Origin of the sequence: Levilactobacillus muriae, from assembly GCF_045862015.1 — a bacterium.
Lineage (GTDB): Bacteria > Bacillota > Bacilli > Lactobacillales > Lactobacillaceae > Levilactobacillus > Levilactobacillus muriae.
Genome location: NZ_BAAFRU010000002.1, coordinates 47,746 through 72,010, shown reverse-complemented (window position 1 = coordinate 72,010; position 24,265 = coordinate 47,746). Strand labels below are relative to the sequence as shown.

At 48.6% G+C, this 24,265-nt stretch carries 22 protein-coding genes; 2 read left to right on the top strand and 20 right to left on the bottom strand.

The window, feature by feature from the left end; translation table 11 throughout:
• Positions 1 to 91: 91 nt before the first annotated feature.
• From rbsK to ACKTSF_RS01345, 6 genes are all read right to left on the bottom strand, one after another.
• On the bottom strand, positions 92 to 1,012 hold the full coding sequence (gene rbsK / locus ACKTSF_RS01370; RefSeq protein WP_407885920.1) for a ribokinase: 921 nt from the start codon (positions 1,010 to 1,012) through the stop codon (positions 92 to 94).
• 163 nt (positions 1,013 to 1,175) lie between these two features.
• A complete protein-coding gene (rbsR, locus tag ACKTSF_RS01365) occupies positions 1,176 to 2,186 on the bottom strand; it encodes a ribose utilization transcriptional repressor RbsR (protein WP_407885918.1) in 1,011 nt (336 codons plus the stop codon).
• 325 nt (positions 2,187 to 2,511) lie between these two features.
• Positions 2,512 to 3,501, bottom strand: coding sequence for an aldo/keto reductase (locus ACKTSF_RS01360; RefSeq protein WP_407885916.1), 990 nt, complete (start codon positions 3,499 to 3,501; stop codon positions 2,512 to 2,514).
• A 72-nt stretch (positions 3,502 to 3,573) separates the two neighbouring features.
• Positions 3,574 to 4,488, bottom strand: coding sequence for an N-acetylmuramic acid 6-phosphate etherase (gene murQ / locus ACKTSF_RS01355; RefSeq protein WP_407885914.1), 915 nt, complete (start codon positions 4,486 to 4,488; stop codon positions 3,574 to 3,576).
• A 649-nt stretch (positions 4,489 to 5,137) separates the two neighbouring features.
• On the bottom strand, positions 5,138 to 5,299 hold the full coding sequence (locus ACKTSF_RS01350) for a DNA damage-inducible protein J (protein WP_407885912.1): 162 nt from the start codon (positions 5,297 to 5,299) through the stop codon (positions 5,138 to 5,140).
• A 1-nt stretch (position 5,300) separates the two neighbouring features.
• On the bottom strand, positions 5,301 to 5,876 hold the full coding sequence (locus ACKTSF_RS01345) for a Crp/Fnr family transcriptional regulator (RefSeq protein ID WP_407885910.1): 576 nt from the start codon (positions 5,874 to 5,876) through the stop codon (positions 5,301 to 5,303).
• A gap of 99 nt (positions 5,877 to 5,975) precedes the next feature.
• Here ACKTSF_RS01345 and ACKTSF_RS01340 point away from each other — a divergent pair, with 99 nt between their 5' ends.
• Complete coding sequence (locus tag ACKTSF_RS01340; RefSeq protein ID WP_407885908.1) at positions 5,976 to 6,566, top strand: NAD(P)H-dependent oxidoreductase; 591 nt, start codon at positions 5,976 to 5,978, stop codon at positions 6,564 to 6,566.
• 684 nt (positions 6,567 to 7,250) lie between these two features.
• Here the strand turns inward: ACKTSF_RS01340 and ACKTSF_RS01335 are convergent.
• The 13 genes from ACKTSF_RS01335 to ACKTSF_RS01275 form a co-directional block, all read right to left on the bottom strand.
• A complete protein-coding gene (locus ACKTSF_RS01335; RefSeq protein ID WP_407885906.1) occupies positions 7,251 to 8,894 on the bottom strand; it encodes a peptide ABC transporter substrate-binding protein in 1,644 nt (547 codons plus the stop codon).
• A 110-nt stretch (positions 8,895 to 9,004) separates the two neighbouring features.
• Positions 9,005 to 9,991, bottom strand: a complete 987-nt coding sequence (locus tag ACKTSF_RS01330; RefSeq protein ID WP_407885904.1) for a ribose-phosphate diphosphokinase — start codon at positions 9,989 to 9,991, stop codon at positions 9,005 to 9,007.
• 159 nt (positions 9,992 to 10,150) lie between these two features.
• A complete protein-coding gene (recD2, locus tag ACKTSF_RS01325) occupies positions 10,151 to 12,685 on the bottom strand; it encodes an SF1B family DNA helicase RecD2 (RefSeq protein ID WP_407885902.1) in 2,535 nt (844 codons plus the stop codon).
• Between the two features lie 18 nt (positions 12,686 to 12,703).
• Positions 12,704 to 13,399, bottom strand: coding sequence for a tetratricopeptide repeat protein (locus ACKTSF_RS01320; RefSeq protein ID WP_407885900.1), 696 nt, complete (start codon positions 13,397 to 13,399; stop codon positions 12,704 to 12,706).
• A 19-nt stretch (positions 13,400 to 13,418) separates the two neighbouring features.
• Positions 13,419 to 14,099, bottom strand: a complete 681-nt coding sequence (locus ACKTSF_RS01315; protein WP_407885898.1) for a histidine phosphatase family protein — start codon at positions 14,097 to 14,099, stop codon at positions 13,419 to 13,421.
• Positions 14,100 to 14,410: 311 nt separating this feature from the next.
• The gene (gene mnmA, locus ACKTSF_RS01310; protein WP_407885896.1) at positions 14,411 to 15,538 is read right to left on the bottom strand and encodes a tRNA 2-thiouridine(34) synthase MnmA; all 1,128 of its coding nucleotides are present in this window, start codon (positions 15,536 to 15,538) and stop codon (positions 14,411 to 14,413) included.
• A gap of 254 nt (positions 15,539 to 15,792) precedes the next feature.
• Positions 15,793 to 16,137, bottom strand: coding sequence for a DUF1831 domain-containing protein (locus ACKTSF_RS01305; protein WP_407885894.1), 345 nt, complete (start codon positions 16,135 to 16,137; stop codon positions 15,793 to 15,795).
• A 1-nt stretch (position 16,138) separates the two neighbouring features.
• Positions 16,139 to 17,347, bottom strand: coding sequence for a cysteine desulfurase family protein (locus ACKTSF_RS01300; RefSeq protein WP_407885892.1), 1,209 nt, complete (start codon positions 17,345 to 17,347; stop codon positions 16,139 to 16,141).
• 25 nt (positions 17,348 to 17,372) lie between these two features.
• The gene (locus ACKTSF_RS01295) at positions 17,373 to 18,065 is read right to left on the bottom strand and encodes a 5'-methylthioadenosine/adenosylhomocysteine nucleosidase (protein ID WP_407885890.1); all 693 of its coding nucleotides are present in this window, start codon (positions 18,063 to 18,065) and stop codon (positions 17,373 to 17,375) included.
• 160 nt (positions 18,066 to 18,225) lie between these two features.
• Positions 18,226 to 18,531, bottom strand: coding sequence for a hypothetical protein (locus ACKTSF_RS01290; protein ID WP_407885888.1), 306 nt, complete (start codon positions 18,529 to 18,531; stop codon positions 18,226 to 18,228).
• Positions 18,532 to 18,540: 9 nt separating this feature from the next.
• Positions 18,541 to 19,083, bottom strand: coding sequence for an NUDIX hydrolase (locus ACKTSF_RS01285; RefSeq protein WP_407885886.1), 543 nt, complete (start codon positions 19,081 to 19,083; stop codon positions 18,541 to 18,543).
• 1 nt (position 19,084) lies between these two features.
• Positions 19,085 to 19,315 carry a cold-shock protein gene (locus ACKTSF_RS01280; RefSeq protein ID WP_407885884.1) on the bottom strand — a complete coding sequence of 77 codons (231 nt, stop codon included), beginning with the start codon at positions 19,313 to 19,315 and terminating at the stop codon, positions 19,085 to 19,087.
• A 340-nt stretch (positions 19,316 to 19,655) separates the two neighbouring features.
• Positions 19,656 to 20,411 (bottom strand): SDR family NAD(P)-dependent oxidoreductase, encoded by a 756-nt coding sequence (locus ACKTSF_RS01275; protein ID WP_407885882.1) that lies wholly within the window; start codon positions 20,409 to 20,411, stop codon positions 19,656 to 19,658.
• 90 nt (positions 20,412 to 20,501) lie between these two features.
• Between ACKTSF_RS01275 and ACKTSF_RS01270 the strand changes: the two genes are divergently transcribed.
• Positions 20,502 to 20,903 carry a MerR family transcriptional regulator gene (locus ACKTSF_RS01270; protein ID WP_407885881.1) on the top strand — a complete coding sequence of 134 codons (402 nt, stop codon included), beginning with the start codon at positions 20,502 to 20,504 and terminating at the stop codon, positions 20,901 to 20,903.
• A gap of 162 nt (positions 20,904 to 21,065) precedes the next feature.
• On the opposite strand, the gene ileS is transcribed toward ACKTSF_RS01270, so the two are convergent.
• Positions 21,066 to 23,879: an isoleucine--tRNA ligase gene (gene ileS / locus ACKTSF_RS01265; protein ID WP_407885879.1), complete on the bottom strand. Its 2,814-nt coding sequence runs from the start codon at positions 23,877 to 23,879 to the stop codon at positions 21,066 to 21,068.
• Positions 23,880 to 24,265: the final 386 nt, after the last annotated feature.

Here is a 24,265-nt window from a genome sequence, read left to right as displayed (position 1 = left end):
CTAAAAATTGCAAAAAAAAGCAATCTTTTCCGAAAATTTCGAAAAAATTGCTTAGTTAGTTAAGTCTTTCAGAAAACCCGCTTTTTAAGCCTTATTTTTTGCTCGCAGCGATGATTTCATCATAGGTTGGAATTGAAGGCATAGCGCCCAAGCCTTGAACCGTCAATGAACTAGCACGTTGTGCGAAAGTCAATGCGGATTCAATGTTACTCAGGTCACTCTTTAATTGTGAGCTCAACGCCCCGATAAAGGTATCTCCGGCTGCGGTCGTATCCACTGCCTTAACCTTAAATGCTGGGACAAAGCCTGATTCCTTTTCGGTTGCGTAGTAAGCACCCTTACTCCCAACGGTAATGATCAGGTTCTTGGCGCCCATCTCGCGGAACTTGTCGGCATTGGCATCCATTGACGCACGGTCAGTGACTTCGATACCCGTCAAAACAGCACTTTCAGTTTCGTTAGGAACAACGAGATCCGTAACCTTTAAGATAGCGGGATCGATCTCAGCAGCTGGTGCTGGGTTCAAAATCGTCGTTACACCGTGTTGCTTAGCAACCGTAAAGGCAGCTAAGGTGGCAGCTTGAGGCGTTTCAAATTGGGCGATCAGGAAGTCAGCCTTGGCAATGTCATCTTCGACAGCTAAGACTTCAGCGTCCTTGATTTGTTGGTTAGAACCGCCGTAAACTAAGATACTGTTCTGGCCCTCTTCATCCAACAGAATGAAGGCAGAACCGGTACCGACTGTCTTGTCGGTGACAATAGCACTCGTATCGATCTTGTCTTCTTGCAAGGATTCTACCATGAAACGGCCGGCATCGTCGTTCCCGACTTTACCAATGAACCGTGTTTCGGCACCAGCACGAGCTGCGGCAACGGCCTGGTTCGCACCCTTCCCACCAGCGGCACTACTCTTGTTTTCAGTTGACAGGGTTTCACCTGGTAACGGCATACGGGGAACCCGTAAGGTTGTATCCACATTGAGACTTCCCAAAACAGTAACTTTGTTTGCCATAATAAACTTTCACTCCTTAACCATTTATCCGTTCGTAAAACGTTTTACGTATTACCAACACGCCCGGTAACCCGTTTCAGATTACTACTAGCGTATCATGATTCGAAAAGGCTTACAAGTAAAACTTGAAATTTTTTTCACTTATTTTTTAATATTTGATGGGTTATTTACTGACAGGTCCCGTGCTCTCCCGTTCTTTTAATTCAACAGGAAGCTCCACCGTCTGTGGGGCCAATTGACGTTTCTGAATCCGGTTGATCAATAATGTTGTGGCCTGTTCCCCCATCGTCACAACCGGCTGATGAACCGTCGTCAGCTTTGGTACAACGTAGTCATCGAGGTCAATATCATCATAACCTAGAACCGAGATGTCTTCCGGCACGCGAATACCCTGTTCGTGTAGGCCACGAATCAAACCCAGAGCCATTTCATCGTTGACCGCAAACACCGCCGTTGGGGCTTGTTTGACCACGGCCGCTGCCGCCTGGTAACCGCCAAGCTTAGTCATTGGTGAAATAATCGTCGCGTCTGCAGGCAGGGTCACGCCAGCTGTTGCCAGCGTGTGCTTAAAACCTTCTAGCCGCACAATTAAGTTGTCTGTCGGATCATTGGGCATGACGACGGCAATCTTCTCGTGACCCAGCGCAAGCAAATGCTCAGCCGCAATTTGCCCCCCATGTTGGTCGTTGATCCGAACACTATCGAGACTAGGACCCCCGTTTTGATCGATCAACAGATAGGGAATCCCATTTTTCTTCAAGATATTGTCAATAGCATCAACGGTGATCGAAGAACTAGCGATGATCAGCCCGTCAACGGCCCGTTTGATCAGTTCCTGCAGATAGTACCCTTCCAGGTCCTCATCGTAATTCGCCCCAAAGATCAGTGGAATAAAGTGACGTTCGCGACTCGTCGACTGAACGCCCTTGATAAACATACTAAAGAAGGGGTTTCCCAGGTTAGGCACGATGACACCAATCGTCTGTGCGGAACGCATAATCAGATTACGTGCGTTGAAATCCGGCACATATCCCATCTCTTCTTGGAGTTGGTGCACGCGCGTTCGCGTATCAATGCTGAAGCGCTCGCCCTTGCCATTTAGAATCTGCGAAACCGTGGTCACCGAAACGCCAGCGGCCTCTGCCAGGTCCCGAATCGTTACTTTACGTGTCATAACATCCTCCACACCAATCTGTCTAATTCTCTATTGTCTCAAGTATTGGCAGTTAACCTGCCTCACTTGTTCTATAACGATTATACCCTATCCCGTAACCCATTTGCTGAACAATTTTTCTTATTTCGCAGAATAGCATTCGTTATTATCAAATTTATAACCAAATAGGGCCCGATGCTCACAAGATTGTCTAGTGACCTAACCAACTAAGCGTCTAAGTTGACCTGGGCTTTTTACCATCATCTTCCGTTTCCACCGTTTAGCCGGTGTAAAAGAAAAGGCTGCGTCGTAAGTTAAGCCTTGCGTCGTCAGTCTTTACCCAGTCCTAAGCCTTTAAAATCTTGTCGATAGCTTGTAATTCTTCATCGTCAAATTCTAAATTTTGAACTGCTTTTACGTTTTCATATAAATGTTCAGGTTTGGAAGCACCAGTGATGACACTGGTGATAACCGGGTTGTGTAGCAACCACGCAAGGGCCATGTGAGAGAGCTTTTGCCCACGACTGTGTGCGATCTTATTCAGTGCTTGCAACTTGCCCAGCATCTTGTCACGTCCCTGTTCCAAAATGTATTCACTGGACCAGTGAATGTCAACATCCTCTGGAATGCCGTCCAAGTATTTGTCGGTCAGCAGGCCTTCACATAGGGGGCCATAGGCGATTGCACCGGCATTGTTTTTCTGTAGCATCTCGAAGAGACCGTCGTCGTTGGCGCTCTGATTCAACATGTTGTAAGAGACTTGGTCCACGACAAATGGCGTATGCAGATCCCTAAAGATCTTGATCATCGCTTCGGCTTGTGGGGCCGTGTAGTTGGAAATGCCGACGTACAACGCCTTACCTTGCCGAACCATATCATCCAAGGCTACGGCCGTTTCTTCCGGCGACGTCTCAGCATCGTAACGGTGGCTGTAGAAAATATCCACGTAGTCCAACCCCATATGTTTCAGGGAACGGTCCAGCGAGGCCATTAAAGCCTTGCGAGAACTCATTTGGCCATAAGGTCCCGGCCACATGTGGAAGCCAGCCTTACTACTGATGACCAATTCATCTCGGTATGGCTTTAATTCACGTTCCAATACCTCACCAAAAAGACGTTCTGCTTCGTAGGAACCCGGCCCGTAATTTGCGGCCAAGTCAAAACTAAAGATTCCTGCGTCAAACGCCTTCAAGATAATGTCGCGGGTATCGCCATAATTGGCATTTTCCCCGTAGTTATGCCACATTCCGAAAGAAATTGCTGGTAATTGAAACCCAGTATTCCCGGCACGCCGCACTGGAATTTTTTCATAACGATGTTCATCTGCTAAATACATTTGCCACATTCCTTCCCTTTATGCCTACCTACGAGTATAAAGGAATTGGTGTGGACCAGTCAAGTTTTTACCTTAAACCTGATGGACGTCATCGCTGAGTTTGACAGCCTGTGAAACGTGGCCACCAGTGGCGTCAAGCAATTTTTTGGCCTCCGCAATGGTGCCTTTGGTTTCAATTAACACAATGGCCAACGGCACGTTATTGCCGGCCCGGTCAAGCGCCCGTTCTGCTGCCAAGGTTGATGTCTGGGTAGCCTCCGCGATAATCTTTTTAGCCCGTTCAAAGGTCTTACCATTAGTTGGAACCACATTGATCATCAAGTTCTGATAAACCTTTCCCGACTTCACCATGATCCCGGTCGACAGCATGTTGAGCACCATCTTCTCGGCAGTCCCGGCCTTCAGGAGCGTGGCCCCCGTAATCACTTCAGGACCCACGACCGGCGTGATTGGGTAGTCGGCAAGTTGCGCCAGTGGACTCTCTTCAATACATGAGAAACCGATACCAATAGCCCCGTGTTCCTGTGCAAATTTTAAAGCGGCTACAGTGTATGGCGTCTGCCCGGAAGCAGCACTGGCCACGACCACATCGTTCTCCGTCAGTTGCACGGCAGCGAGATCATCCTGCGCCAGTTCCGGTGAATCCTCAACGGACGGTAACGTGTGAGTTAACGCTTGATTACCCCCAGCAATCAGTCCAAACGTTTGTTGCTCGGTCAATCCGTAAGTCGGTTGGAGTTCGGTAGCATCAATAACTCCCAACCGGCCAGAAGTCCCAGCACCCACGTAGATTAGACGCCCACCCTGGTCGAACTTCGGATACGCAGCATCAATGGCCGCAGCGATCTCTGGCAACTGCTTTTGCACAGCGCGAGCTACCCGGTGGTCCTCACGATTGATCGTGCCAACCATCTCCAACGTTGATTCACGGTCGATATGTGTCGAGCGGTGGTTTCTCTGTTCTGTAAGTAAGTCATCAAATTGCATGGTGTTGACCTCCAACTTTCATTAGACTTATCGAAATTATGTATTCGCTTTCATAGTTACTACTCTAGGTATAACATGTTTCATACATAATTTCAATTGTGAATATTGCGCCCGTAATATTCACGTTGCCTTCCAGCGTTTACAAACGGAACATTTTTAACCGCAGTTACCCTGAAAATCAATTACCTTCTGTTCCCCATTAATTTCTGGTTTTCGTTTGCAAAAATTGGTTGTCGTCCCCACACCATTACGTGATTAAAACGAATTTTCAAATTATTTTAAAAAAAGTGAGACAAAACTCCGTAAATTTACATTGGTAATAGTATAGAGACAATTTTAGCTGTCTCTTCAGAAGGTCTCTTTCCATTTCAGCTTTCCTTTGAACAACGCACTATGAGACCCGATTCTCACGAGTCTAACGACCGGATTTAACGATAATCCCAGAACATCAGCTACGCCTTATGACCAATGAAAGTCCTAGTTGCCGCCCCTATTCACCAAAATATACGGTTTATATGTATCGGACACAGCCCCCATATCTCGCAATTCATGAAGTGCCCGTCTTAATTCAGCTGTTAGTTCTGAATGCCTCCGCTTAAGTTCTTGAAAGTCTCGCAAAAATTGTGATTCAAAGCTCAATCTATACATCCTATTCCCCACGATCTAAATAATTCATCATTTTGTCAACATCAGCAAAGACTGGTGAATCGTCAGGAACCAGTCCAAGCTCTTTAGCCTCTGCCAAAACCATTGCCCGTCTAGTGACGTCGTTAGGTTCTGATTCTTCTGGTGTAATCACGTCGAATGGCATTCTAATTTTTCTCCGACTTCAACCGTGTCCGAATCCGACTCAATGATACCGGTGTGATTCCCAAATACGATGCAACTAACCGTAACGGCACCCGATCCAAAATCTCCGGGGCATCATCAACTAGCTGCCGGTAACGCTCAACCGGAGAGTCCTGTAGCTGCGTGAAAAAGATGTTACGGTACGTGATGAACCGCTCACAGATAAACCGTGTGATGGCCGGTTCAATTGACGGATATCGCTGCTGAATCCGTGTGAAATCACGTTTGCTGAGCATCAAGACATCGGTATCTTCAAAACTTTCAATCGAGAACCCACTGGGTTGATCCAAATAAAAGCTCTCAAAGGAAGATACAATTTGATTTTCAAAGAAGAACTGGAGCGTAATATCGCGCCCCGAGCTGCTGTGCCACAGACGCAACGCCCCGTTGGTCACGATAAAAAGTTCGGTGGCCACATCACCTTCGAGGAGGAGCGTACATCCAGTTGCGACGTGCTTGGCCACAAATAAGGACTGGAGTTCCGACCAGTGCTCGCCAATCTCCGGAAATTTCTGTGCTAAATAAGCTGGTTCTTGCATGTGATGACCTCCTTGGCAACCTAAATTAACATATGTTAATGCTGCCGGTTTCACTTCCCTTTATACTCTATTTATCAACTAAAAACGAGGTCTTTATTTATGAAAACTGTAATTATCTTTGATCACCCATACACGGCAACTGCCGGTCACAATGTTCCCCATCATCGTTCCTTCCTTGCGGCCCTGTTGCAATCCGTTATGAAACAATTGCACTCTGAAAACAATGAAATTGACCTGATCGACCTACATGCGGATGGCTTCAACCCGGTTATGTCCGCCGCTGATTTGTCCAATTGGCGGCGAGGTCAATCGACCGATCCTCAAGTTGCCGACTACCAACTGCGTTTACTGGGTGCCGACCGTATCGTCTTTATGTTTCCCGTCTGGTGGGAAGTCATGCCAGCCATGACCAAAGGCTTTCTAGACAAGGTCTACGCCAAGGGACAACTTTACCAAGCCGATTCCATGAAAACCAAGTTGACTAAACAGCCTAAGATCGAAATTATCACCACGATGAGCACCCCTAATCTGGCTTACCGCCTATTGTTCGGTGCCCCATTGGCCAAATTTCTTTTCCGAGGAACCTTCTTGAAAACGCGATTGTGGCACTTCAAGTGGCAAAACTTCGCGCAGGTTGATAAAAAGAGTCTGGCCCAACGTGAGACTATTCTGCGCGACTTTAAGCTATAGACTGAAGGTTGCAAGTTTCAAAATACTCATTATGACTGGTGCCACAACGATACTGGGCCTAAAATTAGGCAACGTTGGCCAACCATCGCCTTACAGGCCGGCAGATATGGGCTGGATCGGTGCGAACACAACTTGAAGCCTCGAAAGGACCGAGTCTACAAGCTTGGCTTTCTACTAAGCCAGTATGAAAAACACCCTCTGACTAAGTAGAACGACGCGCCTGAGCCCATATCTGCCGACCTCTCGGCTTATGTGGTTGATCTGAGGCAACGTGGATTATACCTATAGAAACGTTACAGTTTTATGCTTAAACCCTAACAACCACCTGTAATTCAGTGGTTGAAATGGATCTGTACAATCTGAGCCGGAGGCGGTCAGGGATGGAGCTAGCCGTGTCGACGATGTTAGACCGGGCGGCTTTTTCCCCGGCCTTACATCGTGGGACGACCTGGGAGACGCCTGGGCTTGGCGGCTTTCAGACGAGCTCCCAGCCCGTCCTTTGGCTGAAGGCGTTCCCCACAGCCAGCGGAATCCCTGGCCACCGGAGTGCGACCATTGTCATTAATTTAGCGGTGATAATTCCTACAGTTGCAAGAGTAAGGCGAGTATTTTGGCTTTCAACCTTCAGTTAGCTGTAAAAAAAAGAGGTTCAGCCCAACGGCCAAACCTCTCATACAACTCCATTTATTTCTGGACTGACATCCATTGGTACCCACGGCTCATGCCGGCTGGGTTCCAAACGTAACCACTGACCTTAGAATTCCACATTTCAACTGTTGCCGGTTGATACAACGGAATCACACCTTGCTGCGTCATCAGGCGCTTTTCGGCATTGACCAGGTCTGTGTAGCGCGCCGTTGGCTTGTTGGCATCCTGATTCTCAGATTTCTTCACGTAACTGTCGTATTGGGCATCGGAGAAGCCACCGTTATTATTGGTGTTCCCCGTACTCATCAACGACAAGAAGTTAATGGGGTCGGCAAAGTCAGCCCCCCAATTGGACAGAACCAAGTCAAAGTTTCCACTATTTGAACGGCTCAACCGTGTCTTGTAAGGCAACGTACTCAACGTCACCTTCACGTTAGGCAACTTTTCCAAGTCGGCTTGAATATACTGGGCAACTGTCTTGGTCACACTGGTATCATCAGCCATCAGGGTCAAGTTCAATTTCTTCGTCCCGCTCGCTTTCAAGCCAGCCTTCATCAGCTGCTTAGCCTGCGTCAAATCGTAGGTCACGCCGCTCTTGACGTACGCATCTTTGGCAAAGTCCGTCTTGGTCTTCGGATTCTGTGTCAAGTTCTGTGATACAAATCCTAACGGTGCCTTTGACCCATCCCGCAACACGCTCTTAGCGAGTTGTTGCTTATTAATGGCCATGGATAAGGCTTGACGAACCTTCAAATTCCGCAAAGCCTTGATGCGCTTTTGGTTCATCTGCATGTAGTAAGTCGAGCCCCCAACGAAGGTCTTCATATCCTTGTTGTTCTTCAGGTTAGCCACTTGCGTTCCGTCCAGGGTCGTCGCGTCCAACTTCTTTTGCTGATAGAGGTTAAGCCCAGTCGACGGATCAGCAACGACTTGGAAGTTCATCTTCTTCAAGGTGATCTTCTTTTTATCCCAGAACTTGGTGTTCTTGACCAATTGCCAGTTCTGATTAGTCCCTTGCCACTTCGTCATGACAAATGGCCCATCATACGCCGTCTTGTCGCTGGAATGACCATAGTCCTTACCATACTGATCCACGACACTCTGCTCTTGTGGAAAGAAGGTTGGGAAAGCCAACAATAGCTTGAAGTAGGCTACTGGCTTGCTTAACGTTACTTGTAACTTATACTTGCCCAATGCTTTAACACCCAGCTGACTAGGCGCCAACTTACCACTTTGTACCTGACTGTAATTCTGAATTCCCGCCATCAGGTAAGCATATTCAGCTGCTGTCTTGGGATTGACCGTGCGCTGCCAGGAGTAAACGTAATCCTTGGCCGTAACCGTCTTGCCATCGTTCCATTTGTTATCGTGACGCAAGTTAAAGACATAGGTCTTCCCATTGTCACTGACCGTTGTCTTCGTCGCCATCGCATTGACCAATTTTTCATTTTTACCTAACCGATACAATCCCTCTTGCGTATGATACAACTGGGTCAAACTCGTGGAGTCTGCAGCCTTGGAGACATCCAAGGTCGTGACTTCCGACTTTGTAGACAACTTGACCTCTTGATCAGCCGCCAAACCTGCCTTGCTAGAGGTCGTGGTCTTTCCGCAAGCAGCGAGACCACCCACGACTAAAGCTGTGATTCCCAGTAAAATACCAAAATGTTTTCCTCTCAAACTACTCGCTCCTTAATCTAGATGTTTGTGGTGCCACCCGTTCAACCCCTTTGCGGATTCGTCATGGCATAAAATAAGAACCATCACCAGCGTGACGGCCCTCATCAGTTTTATTGTTTATGCTGCTTCAAAGGCTTATGGAATAAGGAATCCACGGGTTCTTGATGATAAATGAGGTCCATGGCTTTTCCAAATAACTCACCAACGGACAATACAACAAATTTATCACTATTCTTTTCATCAGGCAACTGAATCGAATCGGTGAAAACCACTTTCTCTAGTGGTGACTCGTCGATACGTTCCGTTGCCTGGCCAGACAGAACCGCATGGGTTGCGCAGGCGTAAACGTCCGCAGCACCAGCAGCCTTCAGGGCGCGGGCAGAAACGGTAATCCGTAAGGCGGTATCAATGATATCGTCGACTAGGATGGCCCGTTTACCCTTCACATCCCCGATAACGGCATCGGGATGTCCGGAATTCTCCGTATCGTCCCGGTTATCAATGATCGCGATTGGTGCACTCAGTAACTCAGCTAACCGCCGGGCCCGGCTCACACCGGCATGATCGGGAGCGACCACGACGAAGTTATCATCTGCCATTTCGGGGTTATCTTCAAAGTAACTGGCCAGCAGTCGGTCACTTTGCAAATGATCCACCGGAATATCGAAGAACCCTTGCAATTGCGCCGCGTGCAAGTCCAAGGCAATCACCCGACTGACACCGTCCATTTGAAGGAGTGACGCAATTAATTTTGCGGTGATGGGTTCACGTGAACGTGCCTTACGATCGGCTCGTGAGTAACCGTAGTATGGAATTACCACGTTGATCTTCTCGGCACTGGCCCGCCGTGCAGCATCCACCATGATCAACAGTTCCATCAAGTTCGTGTTGACTGGATCTGAGACTGACTGAATGATAAACAGTTCGTCCCCACGAATACTCTCATCGATACTAATTTGAATTTCGCCATCACTAAAGTGCTTGATCGTTGACTTACCCAGTTCAACGCCTGCAGCCTTCGCAATTTTTTCCGCGAGTGGCCGGTTTGAATTCAGTGCAAAAACTTTCATTCTGCCAGCTTCGACATGTTCTGCCATAACAGCCTCCCAGTGGGTTTCCCCAAATTCTTTTATATTTTAAGTTTACGTTGTGCTGTTCGCGGGATGGTCCCCACTAAATAAAGTCGTGCAACGCCTAATTTACTGTTTACATTATCGCAATCTTTGACCGGAAACGCAACGATTCGCGCCGCACTTTTAGGCTTTTGCCATAAATTGGGCTGGTGTAATTCCCTGCATCCCAATCATGGGGTCAATTTCACGACCGCTTACCAGCTCCGGCGTTAAGCGATACTCAGCGGGTTCGGTCGGCGCTGCTACTACCGATGAAGGCGTTTCCGGTGTTTTCTCACTTGGCGCCACTGTTTTCTCATTTCCGGTCGGTATTTCTACCGTTAGTGCGTCGACATCTGGCGTTGCTTCAGTCGTCGCGGGTGTCCCCTCGGGATCCAACACGTGCTGAATCCGTGTGGTCAATGTCGTGTGTCGGTTAACCGACAGATTGTTGACACAGGTGGCAAACGCATTTGGCTCTCCCAAGAGGATGAGCATGTCCGCCGCTCTAGTGACCGCCGTATACAGCAAGTTTCGTTGCAGCATCCGGTTATACTGGCCAACCATTGGGAGGATGACCATCTTGAACTCGGACCCCTGCGACTTGTGAATCGACATGCAGTAAGCTAACGTCAAGCGATTCCAGTCATTTCGTGAATACGTGACCTCGGTCTGCTCAAAGGCAATCGTCAACTGATCGGATTTGATCTCCTTATTCTTGGCACTCAGATCAATCCCAGTAATTGTTCCAATATCACCGTTAAAGACGTTATTTTCGGGACTGTTTACGAGATGTAAGACCTTATCACCAATGCGAAATTTCTGATTACGGAACTCGACTTCCTTAGTACGCTCGGACTTCCGGGGATTCAAAATATCCTGCAGAACCACATTCAAGCGGTCAATCCCGGCAGAGCCACGGTACATCGGGGCAAGCACCTGAATATCGCTAGCTGTAAAGCCCTTAGCGTGTGCCCGACCTACAATCTGATCAATGACGCTTTCGACCTGATTGGCATGACACGGGATGAATGACCGATCCGGCTGATTCTTCGTAAAGTCAGCCGGTAACTCTCCGTTCTTAATCGCGTGTGCCAGAGGAATGATCGATGACCCATCGCCCTGCCGATAAATGGTGTCCAGCTGGATTTTCTGCAGTTGGTCGCTAGCTAACAGGTCGTGAAATACCTGACCAGGACCAACGGATGGTAACTGATCCTTATCTCCCACCAGGATGACTTGCATCCCCACAGGAACTGCTCGCAACAACGTCTTCATCAAGTAGACATCGACCATCGATGTCTCATCGATGATCAACAAGCCACCCTCTAGATCCTTGGTGGCTGCGGCATCGAGGTCTTCCTCTCGTCCCGTTAACCCCAGTAGCCGGTGAATAGTACTGGCCGGCAACCCGGTCGACTCACTCATGCGCTTCGCAGCGCGGCCGGTTGGTGCGGCCAACAAAATCGGGAAGGGTTGATCCTTGTACGCGTTGATGTCGAGCGACACCTCATGCAACCGCGCGTACAGGTTGACCAGTCCCCGAATAATCGTCGTCTTCCCGGTTCCGGGTCCCCCGGTCAGCAGCATAACTTTAGCCTTCACGGCGGCGGTCAGCGCAGCCGTTTGCGAATCGTCATATACGATGTCGGCTTGTTTTTCGACGATGCGGACCTGTTTGGCAATGCCCTCATCGTTAAACCGGTCGTCGTCCTCGCCACCCTGTAAGAGCCGTTGAAAATGTTCAGCAATTTGCCACTCGGCGTCGTAGAGTGACTTCAGATAGATACGTTGGTCATCACCCACGACCTTCTCCTGTTTTGCCAGTTCAAGGAGTTGATTGGCAATGTCCTGCGGATTCAACCGGACATTCCGCGAGTTCTCTAGGAGACTTAATGTATTTGCCAATAATGGTTTAGCCGTGGTATAGGTATCCCCATTAGCCACGGACAGATCCGTAAGCGTCTGTAAGAGGCCTGCACGTAGCCGTTCTGGTCGGTCGGCCTCGTAGCCCAGCTGGGTCGCAATCTGATCGGCCCGTTTGAAGCTGACCCCCGTGATGTCTTCGGCCAACTGATAAGGATTATCATGAATCACATCCAACGTCTTTGCCTCGTATCGATTATAGATGGCGGCCGCCAGTGTGCTCCCAAAGCCGTACCCATTCAACCCGATGATGATCTGTTCCATCCCATTATTGGTCTGAAGCTGACTGATCAGTGTCGCCACAACCTTGGGTGACAGGCCCAGCGGCATCAGGACGCTACTGTCATCGAGAATTTTCTCAATGGCATTGGTCCCCAACCCATCGACGATCTTTTCCGCTGTCTTCTTACCCAACCCAGGGAAGTCATCGCCGCTCAGATAGGTGATAACCCCACTGCGGGATGTTGGCGTCTCATTTTGATAGTTGTCGGCCTGAAACTGTACACCGTACCTGGGATGTTCGACTTTTTTTCCACTGAAGCGATAGGTCACATCATCCTTCACGTCCGCAAAGTTTCCCGTCACAACGATCTCGTCCTCGTGCCACTCCAGACTGGTCTCGGACACCTTGATCAGCATGACCTTGTAGAAACTATCCTGGCTAGCAAAGAAGACCGCGCTGACGGTGCCGACCACGTAATCGGCCTGGTCGCCATTGTCGCCCGCGAATAAGTCTAGTGATTCGGATGCCATCTGCTCGTCTCCTCCCAACTATTCTTTGGTCTCGTTTTTTTGCTTCTTTTGTGTTTGAATGAACCGCTCGATGTCGACTAATTTTTTCTGTCCTTTTTCAAAGTACTGAGGATCTAAAGCTTTGGCCACCTTAAAGTACGGACCATAGTTTTCGCCCTGAACCATAGCGACCAAACCGCGATCAAAGTTGGCTCGGCCGTTGTGGTCGTCTAAGGCCAAGACTTGATCGTAGTATTGGGCCGCTTGGGCCATGTTGCCCAGCGCTAACAGATTTTCAGCGACCACCTGCAACGTGGCCACGTCTTTGGGCTGACTGTTCAAAGCGGTCAAGCCAAAGACCAGTGCCCGCTTATGATCGCCACTTGCCATGTAACTCTGTGCCATCATCAGATAGCCGGCACCCTTTAACTGTGTCCCCAACTGGTCGAATTCGGCAATAGCCTTCGTATAGTCCTGAGCGGCGTAGTAGACGTTTCCCAGACCATAATGTAGCTTCTCCACGGCAGCTGGTTGCGCCGCAAATACCCCCAAAGCCTTCATCAAAAGCTCTTCCGCTTGAGCAAAGGAATTGAGATCCACTAGAACTGTTGCCAATTCGTAATACGCATCCACATCTCCGGGATGACTATCGATGCGTTGAACCAATTCGTGGACCATCTGTTCTGAGCGCGCCTTATCTTGGTCGCGCCCTTGACTCTTTTGTTTTTCCGTCATTTTATTAATCACCTAATATCTAAATCGTATCGGTCGGCGATGCTGCCGCCGTCAAGAAACTCGTATCGTTCCAGTCCAGCAAGGCAAAGCTTTGGCCGCCATCCGTGGTTTCAAGTACTGTGACACTGGTATTCCGAATACCGCCACGTTTCCGCAGATCCGGGAGTGGCGTCCCCAACAACGCGTTGATTTCCGCATTGAGGGCGGCCCCGTGACTCACAATCAGGACGTTGGCCTTTGGTTGTGGGTTGGCCGCAACGATTGCCTGAATACCAGGCGTCATCCGGTCAATGACCTCCTGGAAAGTCTCCCCGCCAATCCGACTGGTATCATACTGGTCGGGATGGTTCCGGAAGGCGTCTAATTCGGCCGGAAATTGTTGTTTGACATCATCAAAGGCCATACCTTCAAGCTGGCCCAGATGAAATTCCTCAAGCCGACTCATCAACGTTAATGGTACGTGTTGGTGAAGTTCTTTCACGACATGTTGCGCGGTCACCCGTGCTCGGCGAATGGGACTCGAATAAGCATGCTGAAAACGCGTGTGACGCAAGAACCGCCCCACCTGAACCATTTGTTGGTAACTCTCGGTTAGCAGCTCAGAATCCCCACCAGCGCCCTGAAACCGGCCCTCCAAATTCCACTGCGTCTTACCGTGACGGATAAAGTATAATTTCAAAGTGTCGTCCCTTCCTCTCATCTCTGTACGAGTTAAGCCTTTGTGGCATCTTGCCAAGTGACACTGCCTTAACCGGTACCCATCTTTTTATCTTGTCGTTTTCTATCCATCTGCATCGGTTAATCTTTAATGACATACCAACAGCGTTCTATCACAATACCTTTAATAATACCACGCTGACATGTCCTTTAGATCCCCATGCAGTCACATCACCTTATTATGCCAGTTTTCAGATGATTTTCAAAGAAACTAACGCGGAAATTTTAAAAACCCGCCAACGAGAGTCTTCTCGCTAGTGGGTTTCATTAACTCTTTAATTTAACTATCAGGAACTAGATCAACTGTAACTCACGGTCCTTATTGTAAGCAGCATCGATAATGGCACTTCCCAGGCACTCGTCGCCATTGTAGAAGACCACAGCCTGTCCAGGCGTAATTGCTCGTGCAGGATCGTCAAATTCAACCGTGACCTGCTGGCCGTCCTCACTCAAGTGAACGGTGACGCCAGTATCCTTTTGCCGGTAACGGAACTTAGCCGTGCAATGGAAATCACTGCCACGGTCAATCGTGTTGACCCAGTGAATGTCAGAGGCTGACAAATGGGTCGCGTAGAGGTGCTCGTTGTGATACCCCTTGCCCACGTAAAGAACGTTCTTCGTCAAGTCCTTACCGATAACGAACCAAGGCTCGTTATCTTCACCGTCACCACCGATACCCAGGCCACGACGCTGACCAATGGTGTAGTACATCAAGCCGGCATGGTCGCCCTTGATCTCACCATCAACAGTCATCATCTTGCCAGGCTTAGCCGGTAAGTAAGTATTCAGGAAGTCCTTGAAGTGCCCCTTTTCGCCGATAAAACAGATTCCCATGGAATCCTTCTTCTCAGCGGTTGCCAGACCGGCATTCTTAGCAATTTCCCGAACCTGTGGCTTAACCAAGTCACCAATGGGGAACATCACCCGATCCAACTGCTCCTTGGAAAGCTGACTCAAGAAGTAAGTCTGGTCCTTGTTCTGATCCACGGCACGCATCAAATGTGCGTCGCCGTTCTCGTCGCGGGTCAACTGTGCGTAGTGACCGGTAGCAATGTAGTCTGCACCAAGCTCCAACGCGTAATCGAGGAACGCCTTAAACTTGATCTCCTTGTTGCAGATCACGTCAGGATTAGGCGTCCGGCCCTTCTTGTACTCGTCCAAGAAGTACGTGAACACACGGTCCCAGTATTCCTTTTCAAAGTTGACGGAGTAGTAAGGAATGCCGATCTCTGAGGCAACCTTGGCTACGTCCTTGTAGTCTTCTGTGGCGGTACAGACACCGTTCTCGTCCGTATCGTCCCAATTTTTCATGAAGACGCCGATCACGTCATAACCCTGCTGCTTAAGCCGCAAAGCAACGACGGAAGAATCGACACCACCACTCATACCAACGACAACTCGCGTATGGCTGTTGTCCTGCATGGTATCACCATCATTTCATTCAGATTCTGGAGAATCTACGATTTGAAGGTCGCATAAATCCAGTATTGCCTAGTTTACCTATTTTTCGTAAGTTTTGCAAGCCTGGTGTTTCCTTTCAGAAAAACCGGAGCCATCTGCCCACTGCGGCCAGCACCATGCCCACTCACAAATGGGCATCTTTGCCACTAAAAAAGTGGCAGGTCCGTCTCGGCCTCCCACCCTTAGTGATTTTATTTAATCAGTCAATTTGCGCACTATGCCTTTTTCTGAATGATCTCGCGGTCAATCAGATTTTGTAGAATAAAGTGATACTGTTCTACATTACCCTCGGCATGTGTTCCCTTGAAAATGTTAACACGCTGATTACCGGAAGCATTGGTTGTAGACATCTTGAAACCGCTGAGATCCTTCGCCACGACTAGCCGTAGCATCTGGTTACGGTTGTAGGGTGACGTTGGGTCGACTGACCGTTCCAGCGTGTAGTTGCCGGCATTAGACAGTTGGAAGCCCACATCCTTTAACGCATAAGGCTTCACGTTCGGATTCAGCTCATAAGTATCGGGGTCACCGTCAACTTGCATTTGTTTTTCAAATAACACGTTACTTCACCTCACTATGATTTTTGGCTAAACGCTTCACGATTGCACTCACATTCTCCACGAACGCAGCAATCTCATCGCTCGTCGTCTGTTGCCCAAAGGATAAGCGAATCGACTCTGCAATCCGTGGACTCTTCTCGCCAAACATCGCCGTTAAGACGTGAGACGGTTCGATGGACCCCGCCGTACAAGCAGAACCACCGGACACAGCAATCCCTGCCAAATCCAGATTGGTCTGCATCACGTAGGTCGAAATACCCTTGATCCAGATATTTAGGACGTGATCGAGAGTTTCCCCCTCATCGCCCAGTGAACCGTTAATTTCAAAGTCCACGTCATTATCGGTCAGGCCCTTAACGACCTGTTCCTTGAAGCCATGGAATCGAGCCCGCTTTTCAGCCTTAGCTTCCGGCGTCAGGAGTTCAGCGGCCTTCGCAAAACCAGCGATGGCAGGAACATTTTCCGTTCCGGCCCGCCGTTTTTCTTCCTGGTCGCCCCCCTTGATCAAACTTGGAAAGTTAACCCCTTCACGCTTGTAAAGAAACCCAATCATCTTTGGCCCGTTAATCTTATGAGCCGACGTTGACAGCATATCGATGTGATCACGCTGAACGTCAATGTCGAGTAAACCATAGGTCTGCACAGCATCGGTATGGAACCAGGCCTGGTGATCCTTTAAAATCTCACCAATCTCGTGGATTGGCATCCGACTACCAACCTCATTGTTCCCCATCATGATGGTCACAAGAATCGTGTCGTCACGCAGAGCAGCCTTGAAGTCATCGAGACTGATATTTCCCTGTCCATCGACCGGGAGATAGGTCACGTCAAAGCCCTGTTCTTCCAATGCATGGAGGGGCTTCAAAACGGCCTCATGCTCGATCTCCGTGGTAATAATGTGCTTACCAAGAGATTGTCGTGTGAGCGCGGTCTGTGTGATGGCCGTGTTGTCACCCTCACTACCGCCACTAGTAAAAATAATCTCTTCATCACTGGCAGCGTTGATGCTGTTGGCGATGACTTGGCGACTATTTTCCATCACCGTGTGGGCTTGGCGACCTAAGCCATAAAGCGTGGAGGCATTCCCATACACATTCGTCATCTTATCCATCATCTCAGCCAAGACCTCTGGGGCCATTGGCGTCGTGGCAGCGTTGTCCAGGTAAATCTCCTTGACGGCGTTGCTGTTATCAATATGAATCTCTTGCACCCTTAAAACCTCCTGAACGGCCGAGTTAGTCTTGTGTGGCTAACAGAGCTAATAGCATCTGAGCAGAACGGTGTCCCGCATCAACAATAAAGTCATCAAAATTAACGCCAGAGTCATTGTCAGCGTTATCGGACATCGCTCGAACGACCACGTAAGGCACGTCAAACTGATGCGCAACTTGGCCCACAGCGGCCCCTTCCATTTCACCAGACAAGGCATCTGGGAAGTGGCCCATAATGTCCTTGATGGTCTCTGGACTGTTTAAGAACTGATCGCCGGAAACAATTAGGCCCAGTTTGGTCTTCAAACCGGTGTCGGCTGCGGCAGCTACGATCTTCTCGCCCCATTCCTTGGAAGCTTCGAACCGTGCTGGTTGTTGGGGAAGCTGACCGTATTCGTAGCCAAAGGCCCGGGCATCGGCATCGTGATACGCCGTTTCGGTGGAAACGACAACATCCCCAATGTTCAAGTCGGGGGCCAAGGCGCCGGCAGAACCAGAGTTGATCACGATATCTACATTGAACTGGGTAATCAGTAAGGCCGTCGTTAAGCCGGCTTCAACTTTACCAATACCAGAACGTACCAAGACAACTTGTTGGCCGCTAATGGTGCCTTCGTAAAATTCAAGACCGTGAATATCCGTGGTCTTAGCGTCCTGTAAAACGTCATGTAATTCTTTGATTTCTTCTTCCATGGCGCAGAGAATTCCAAATGTCATGTGTGGTCGTCGCTCCTTAAAATTTATCATCTATTTTTAGAGGTCACTAGTGCTGGCCCGCGTGGTGATGAAGCACTGCCCCACCACCGTTTGTTTACGTCATTTACAGCACGTCATGTCTTCAGTTAATCTCGTGGGTATGACGTGTTTATACCATAAGTTAATGCATGAGAAACATAATCAGATAAACAATAATGATCAATGCGCCTAACCAAAAAATCGCCCAGTTTAGGCGGTGACCCAACCGTTTCTGTTTCGTCTCGGCAGGACTCACGCGCTGATCAATGGGTGGTTCGTTAGTCGGCTCGTTCCCTTTAGGGTTACCATGCTGTCTGGCATAGTCCTTCTCGACCTGAACGCGCTTACGGTCACGTTCCTGAAAGTCCTTTTCGGCCTGTTCCTGTTCGCGCCGATAGTCGGCTCTGGTCTTAGGTTGATCGTTGTTTTCTTGCCAATCATTGTGCATCCCTGTCACCTACTTCTGTAATAGCCAGTAATAGATGGCCGTAATCGTCTTGGCGTCGTTGATCTCGCCACTTTCAATCATGGCCTGTGCTTCGGACTTTGTGACGGTCATCAACTCCAAGTTTTCGCCTTGATCTCGAGGAAGCTCTGTGGTCACGGGCTTGAGGTCCGTTGCCATAAATAACGTCATGTACTCGTCAGAAAAGCCAACACTGGAGTAGAATCCGGTAATCCGTTTTAACTGGCCCGGTTGGTACCGAATTTCTTCGTTTAATTCTCGGATAACGGCGTGTTCGACGTTGTCAGCGTCGCGACTGTCCAACTTACCCGCTGGAATTTCTAAGGTCGTCGCGGCGATTGGTGCGCGCCACTGACGTTCCAAAATCATCTTATGATCATCGGTCAACGCTAAAATACCAACCGCACCCGCGTGACGCACGATCTCTCTGGTCGCCGCATCCCCGTTAGGTAGGCGGACACGTTGCCGTTCTAATTTCACGATCACACCGTCATACAGATCCTCGGTGGATTCAACGTGTTCTTCTAAGTCCATGTTAAGCCTCCTCCGCACTGCCCATTTTGACAGGCGTCACTTTGGCTGCTTGTGGCCCACGGATGCCTTGGACAATCACGAATTGCACAGTTTGACCGGCTTCGAGTTTTCGAAAGCCTTCGCCCTCGCCGATGATGCCCGTGTAATACACGAAAATATCTTCACCGTCTGACGTGGTAATAAAGCCAAAACCGCGTTGTTCACTATAACTTTTTACTTTTCCGGTTAACATGGTATCCCTCCCATACATAGCACAAATTATACTCGCTTGACCGGTAGACCGCAAACACAGGCGCTTATTGCTGATTTACCAGCGATTATGGCGCTGAAAACACACTAAATATCCAGTCATCGCCTTACCGGCCGGTAGATATGGCCTGAGATAACCCACATCATCGACAAGAAACACTGAACGGCATGACTTCGGAAGAATACCGGAGTCATGCCGTTCAGAAAATCACAGAGCACTTTGGTTATTTAAGACGAATTGCGTTCACTATACCATGGGGAGTGATAACCACAAGCGGCCGGTTATAAACAGGTGTGGTTGATTTGTCTACATTACAACGACCTTACCAAGCAACAACGCCATGCGTATTGCTGAACGTGGCCGTCGCTTTATTATCAAAATCAGTTGCTAATTCAACCGTCCTGGCGACTCCGAAAGCAACTGGCTTGCCGCCCATAGCCGTAACCTGTTCTGGAGCAGCGCCACCAAACTCAGTTGCAACTATTCCTGGGTCGATTGCATTCACTGTGATTGGCAGGTTTTCTTTTTTAAATTCCTTGGCTAATTGAACGGTATACATATTGGCAGCAGCTTTTGCTGATTGATAACCAACGGCCACTGCATGATAGACCTCTGATTCTGGATTCAACGCTTCTGTTTTCGAACCCATCATACTAGAAACATTGATGATTTTGGCGTTACTGCTTTTCTTCAGCAATGGCACCATACTTCGGGTAACGCTGATCAGTCCAAAATAATTCACTTCAAAATCTTTTCTGACATCTTTCAAGTCTATTTCAGATGGTTTCTGACGAAAATCAAATACTGCTCCAGCATTATTAATCAGACTGGTTAGGTACCCATACTGATCCGCGATCTCTTTTGCGGCTTTGGCTACAGATTCTTCGTTATTGACATCCAGCGCAACAACATCAACAATAATTCCTTCATCTGCTAACTTTTCAGCAGCTTCTTGCCCATTGGATAAGTGCCGCGAGCCTAAAATAACCGTTTGACCTGCTTTTGCTAATTCTCTTACAATTTCCAGTCCCATGCCCCGATTGCCACCGGTTACGAGTGTGATAATGTTTTTATCCATATTTTAACGTCCCTTCGCTTTCAATATTGAACATCCTAGCACGCTCGTGTTACACTAGCGCAAGCGATTATTTAAAAAAGGTGACTAAATATGTATACAATTAAAGAAGTTTCAGAAAAGTTCGATGTAACCTATGATGCATTGCGTTATTACGAGCAAATTAAGCTCCTACCAACTATCAGTCGCAACAATCGCGGCCAAAGAGAGTACACCGGTAGTGACATCGAAGAGCTCAATAAGGTCATGCATCTCAGAAAATTGGGTGCGACTATCGCAGAGTGTAAAGATTTTATGACCCTTCTGGGAAACACAGAAATTACCGCCAAAGATTACGACAATGGCATTGCATTTCTTCATCAATTAGATACAAATCTGGATAAACGTATTTCAGAGATCCAAGAGCAAAAGGAATTCTTAAAAAAGAAAACTGCGCATTTGACGACCGCAAGAAACAAACTAAAAAATTCACCAACATCAGGCATCTTCAAATAATCAAGCCGTCCGATTTACATCTCCCACATAGCCAGTTCGATGCCATGACGCCTCATCGTGTCAAGATTCTGGCTCACTAAAAATGCCGCGAAGAGCACCACCCAACCGGGCAGTGCTCTTCGCGGCACCATTTAGTTTTCAGCTAAGACAAGTCCTAAAAACTTACTTTTCTTCAAAACCTTCCGTTGCCGTTTCAGGATAATTTTCCCGAACAATAGCGGCACAGCGGGCACAGAAGTGCGGGTAGTCTTTGTCACTCCCAACATCTTCCTTGGTCAACCGACAACGATCACAGACCTCACCAGCGGCTGGCGTAACCTTGACGGCGACGTGATCAAAGCCCAGCGCATCGGCTGGCGCTTGATCTAGGTCGGCAAAGTCTAATCCAGACACCAGCAAGATTTGTTGTACGTCAACGTCCAACTTATCCAGTAACGTCTTGGTTTGGTCGTCAATGTACAAGTCCAGGTGGGCTTCAGCAGCCTTCCCAATCAACTTGGCATTTCGTGCTTCTTCCAAAGCCTTCAAAACGTGGCTCCGTAGCTTCATGAAGTGATCCCAAGCCGAGTTCTCACTGCTATCTTCAGCTTCATTGGCATCATCCATGTCCAGTACCTTAGGCATTTCAGCTAATTGGACAAACTCTTCTGGTTCTTGCAAGAAGCCCCAGAGTTCTTCGGCGGTGTGTGGCAGAATTGGCGTGATCAACTTGGTCAAGCTAACAGCAATCTGATAAAAGACCGTTTGCATGGACCGGCGTGCCTTGCTGTCGGCGGCATCAATGTACAGGATGTCCTTGGCAAAGTCCAGATAGAAGGCGGACAAGTCCGTCACGACAAAGTTGATGAGTTCCTTGTAGATATTCAGGAAGTCAAAGTTTTCATAATGGTCTTCCACACTCTTCGTGAACGCGTTGAGCTTGTAAAGCATGTGACGGTCAACCGCGGTCAGCTGATCAAAAGCAACGGCATCAGTCTTGGCATCGAAGTCGCTGGTATTGGCCAACAAGTAACGCATGGTGTTCCGCAGCTTCTTGTAACTGTCGGAGATCTTGACGAAACCTTCCGTAGTTACCCGCACATCGGCTGATGAATCCACTGAAGTGACCCAGAGACGGACGATGTCGGCCCCCATCTTCTTGATGATTTCGTCAGGAGCAATCGTGTTCCCTAAGGACTTGGACATCTTGTGACCATCTTTGTCCAACGTGAACCCTTGCGAAACGACCTGCTTGTACGGTGCCTTACCGGTAGCAGCAACACTGGTAATTAAACTAGAGTTGAACCAGCCACGGTATTGATCAGAACCTTCCAGGTAAAGATCGGCTGGGAAATCGAGGTAGTCACGTTCAGCCAAGACCCCTTGGTGTGACGACCCAGAATCGAACCACACATCCATGATGTCGGTTTCCTTCGTGAATTCGCCATTTGGTGAATGTTCGCTAGTAAAGCCTTCGGGCAGTAAGTCTTTAGCTTCACGTTTGAACCAGATGTTTGACCCGTATTGACCGAATAAGTCAGCGACATGTTCAACTGTTTCTGGCGTGATGATGGCCTCACCGTCTTCACCATAAAAGATTGGCAGTGGCACACCCCAAACACGTTGCCGTGAAATAACCCAATCGCCACGATCCTTGATCATGTTGGCTAAACGCCGTTGGCCCCAGTCAGGCTGGAACTTAACGTCCTTTAACGTTGCTAGGATTTCGTCACGAATCTTGTCCACGGAAGCAAACCACTGTGGCGTTGCCCGGAAGATGACGGGCTTCTTAGTCCGCCAGTCAAATGGGTAACTGTGTTCGTATGGCATGTAGTTTAATAAAGCATTATTAGCTTTCAGTTTGTCCAACGCAATTTGGTTAGCATCTTCGTAGAAGACACCGGCAAAGTCGGGACCAGCTTCTTCGGTCATGTACCCTTGATCGTTGACTGGAACCAAGATAGGTAGGTTGTACAGCTTACCCACGTTGAAGTCATCTTCCCCAAGACCTGGTGCGGTATGAACTAGACCAGTCCCGGAATCAGTCGTTACGAAGTCACCTAACATGACCACTAACTTACGGTCCGCGATGAATGGGTGTTGGGCAACGATATTATCCATGTCCTGGCCCATTACAGTCTTTAAGACTTTAACGTCGGTCCAACCAAAACGTTCGGCATTTTCGGCAACTAAATCACTGGCCAAGACAAACTTACGGTCTTCACCAGCAGGTTGCACAACGGCATACTCGATACCAGCATCAATGGTGATCCCTTCAGAACCAGGAATGGTCCAAGGCGTCGTGGTCCAAACGACCAGGTAAGTGTCGTCATCTAAGACGCCCTTACCATCAACAACCTTTTCACCATAAAAGGCGGAAGGTGAAGTCACATCGTGGTATTCAACTTCGGCTTCAGCCATAGCTGATTCAGAGGACCAAGACCAGTAGACTGGCTTCTTCCCCTTGTAAATCAACCCACGTTTAGCCATTTCACCAAAGACCCGCACTTCAGCAGCTTCGAATTCTGGCTTTAACGTCAAGTAAGGATTATCCCATTCGGCGGAGACTCCCAACCGTTTGAATCCTTCACGTTGTAAGTCAACTTGCTTCAAGGCATATTCGCGGCAGAGGTCACGGAAGTCAGCAGTCGACATCTTCTTCCGGTCGTAACCGGCCTTCGTCAACTGTTGTTCGATTGGCAGGCCATGCGTATCCCAACCAGGAACGTAAGGTGCTCGGTAGCCACTCATCGACTTGTAACGCACGATAATATCCTTAGAAACCTTGTTCAACGCGTGCCCCATGTGGATAGGACCGTTAGCGTATGGTGGACCATCGTGTAAAATAAACGATGGCTTCCCCTCATTTAATTTTTGGCGGGCTTCGTAAATCTTGTTTTCAGCCCAGACTTTTTGCCGTTCAACTTCTTTAACTGGCAAATTGCCACGCATTTTGAATTTGGTCTTACCCAGGTTCAACGTGTCTTTCACTCGCATACCGTCATTTCCTCCTTATGTTTAAATCCTTCACGGTTGGTGAACCGGTGAGCTCAAGCTAGCTTAACTGGCCTCAGCTCACCGGTCTACCTGACCGAATATATCTTGATGCACATTCAAAACACTTACACTGTGCGCCGTAAGTGCCTTCGGAAAGCTCAAAAGGGATCGGCTCGTCATGAGCTTACCCTGCATAGTATAACAGGGGCCCTGCAACTGATTGGTAATTTAGTCTTAGCCGCTGACCCGATTTCTCTGGCCATCCTCGTACTAAAAGCCCTTTACCCTCACGTGGCCGAAACGTGTTCCACAAGGCAGACTCCTGCGCTTAACCCCAATAAGGAAAAGCCAAGCCCGGGCTTTGAACTCTATGGTTATATCTGCTT

Bases quoted from the DNA above. Each gene is read 5' to 3' on its own strand.
- ACKTSF_RS01315 (WP_407885898.1), bottom strand. From the start codon at position 14,099: ATGAGAGGAAGGGACGACACTTTGAAATTATACTTTATCCGTCACGGT.
- ACKTSF_RS01280 (WP_407885884.1), bottom strand. From the start codon at position 19,315: ATGTTAACCGGAAAAGTAAAAAGTTATAGTGAACAACGCGGTTTTGGC.
- ACKTSF_RS01290 (WP_407885888.1), bottom strand. From the start codon at position 18,531: ATGCACAATGATTGGCAAGAAAACAACGATCAACCTAAGACCAGAGCC.
- murQ (WP_407885914.1), bottom strand. From the start codon at position 4,488: ATGCAATTTGATGACTTACTTACAGAACAGAGAAACCACCGCTCGACA.
- ACKTSF_RS01275 (WP_407885882.1), bottom strand. From the start codon at position 20,411: ATGGATAAAAACATTATCACACTCGTAACCGGTGGCAATCGGGGCATG.
- ACKTSF_RS01340 (WP_407885908.1), top strand. From the start codon at position 5,976: ATGAAAACTGTAATTATCTTTGATCACCCATACACGGCAACTGCCGGT.
- ACKTSF_RS01350 (WP_407885912.1), bottom strand. From the start codon at position 5,299: ATGCCATTCGACGTGATTACACCAGAAGAATCAGAACCTAACGACGTC.
- ACKTSF_RS01270 (WP_407885881.1), top strand. From the start codon at position 20,502: ATGTATACAATTAAAGAAGTTTCAGAAAAGTTCGATGTAACCTATGAT.
- rbsK (WP_407885920.1), bottom strand. From the start codon at position 1,012: ATGGCAAACAAAGTTACTGTTTTGGGAAGTCTCAATGTGGATACAACC.
- recD2 (WP_407885902.1), bottom strand. From the start codon at position 12,685: ATGGCATCCGAATCACTAGACTTATTCGCGGGCGACAATGGCGACCAG.
- ACKTSF_RS01295 (WP_407885890.1), bottom strand. From the start codon at position 18,065: ATGACATTTGGAATTCTCTGCGCCATGGAAGAAGAAATCAAAGAATTA.
- ACKTSF_RS01345 (WP_407885910.1), bottom strand. From the start codon at position 5,876: ATGCAAGAACCAGCTTATTTAGCACAGAAATTTCCGGAGATTGGCGAG.
- ACKTSF_RS01320 (WP_407885900.1), bottom strand. From the start codon at position 13,399: ATGACGGAAAAACAAAAGAGTCAAGGGCGCGACCAAGATAAGGCGCGC.
- ACKTSF_RS01330 (WP_407885904.1), bottom strand. From the start codon at position 9,991: ATGGCAGAACATGTCGAAGCTGGCAGAATGAAAGTTTTTGCACTGAAT.
- ACKTSF_RS01360 (WP_407885916.1), bottom strand. From the start codon at position 3,501: ATGTATTTAGCAGATGAACATCGTTATGAAAAAATTCCAGTGCGGCGT.
- mnmA (WP_407885896.1), bottom strand. From the start codon at position 15,538: ATGCAGGACAACAGCCATACGCGAGTTGTCGTTGGTATGAGTGGTGGT.
- ileS (WP_407885879.1), bottom strand. From the start codon at position 23,879: ATGCGAGTGAAAGACACGTTGAACCTGGGTAAGACCAAATTCAAAATG.
- rbsR (WP_407885918.1), bottom strand. From the start codon at position 2,186: ATGACACGTAAAGTAACGATTCGGGACCTGGCAGAGGCCGCTGGCGTT.
- ACKTSF_RS01285 (WP_407885886.1), bottom strand. From the start codon at position 19,083: ATGGACTTAGAAGAACACGTTGAATCCACCGAGGATCTGTATGACGGT.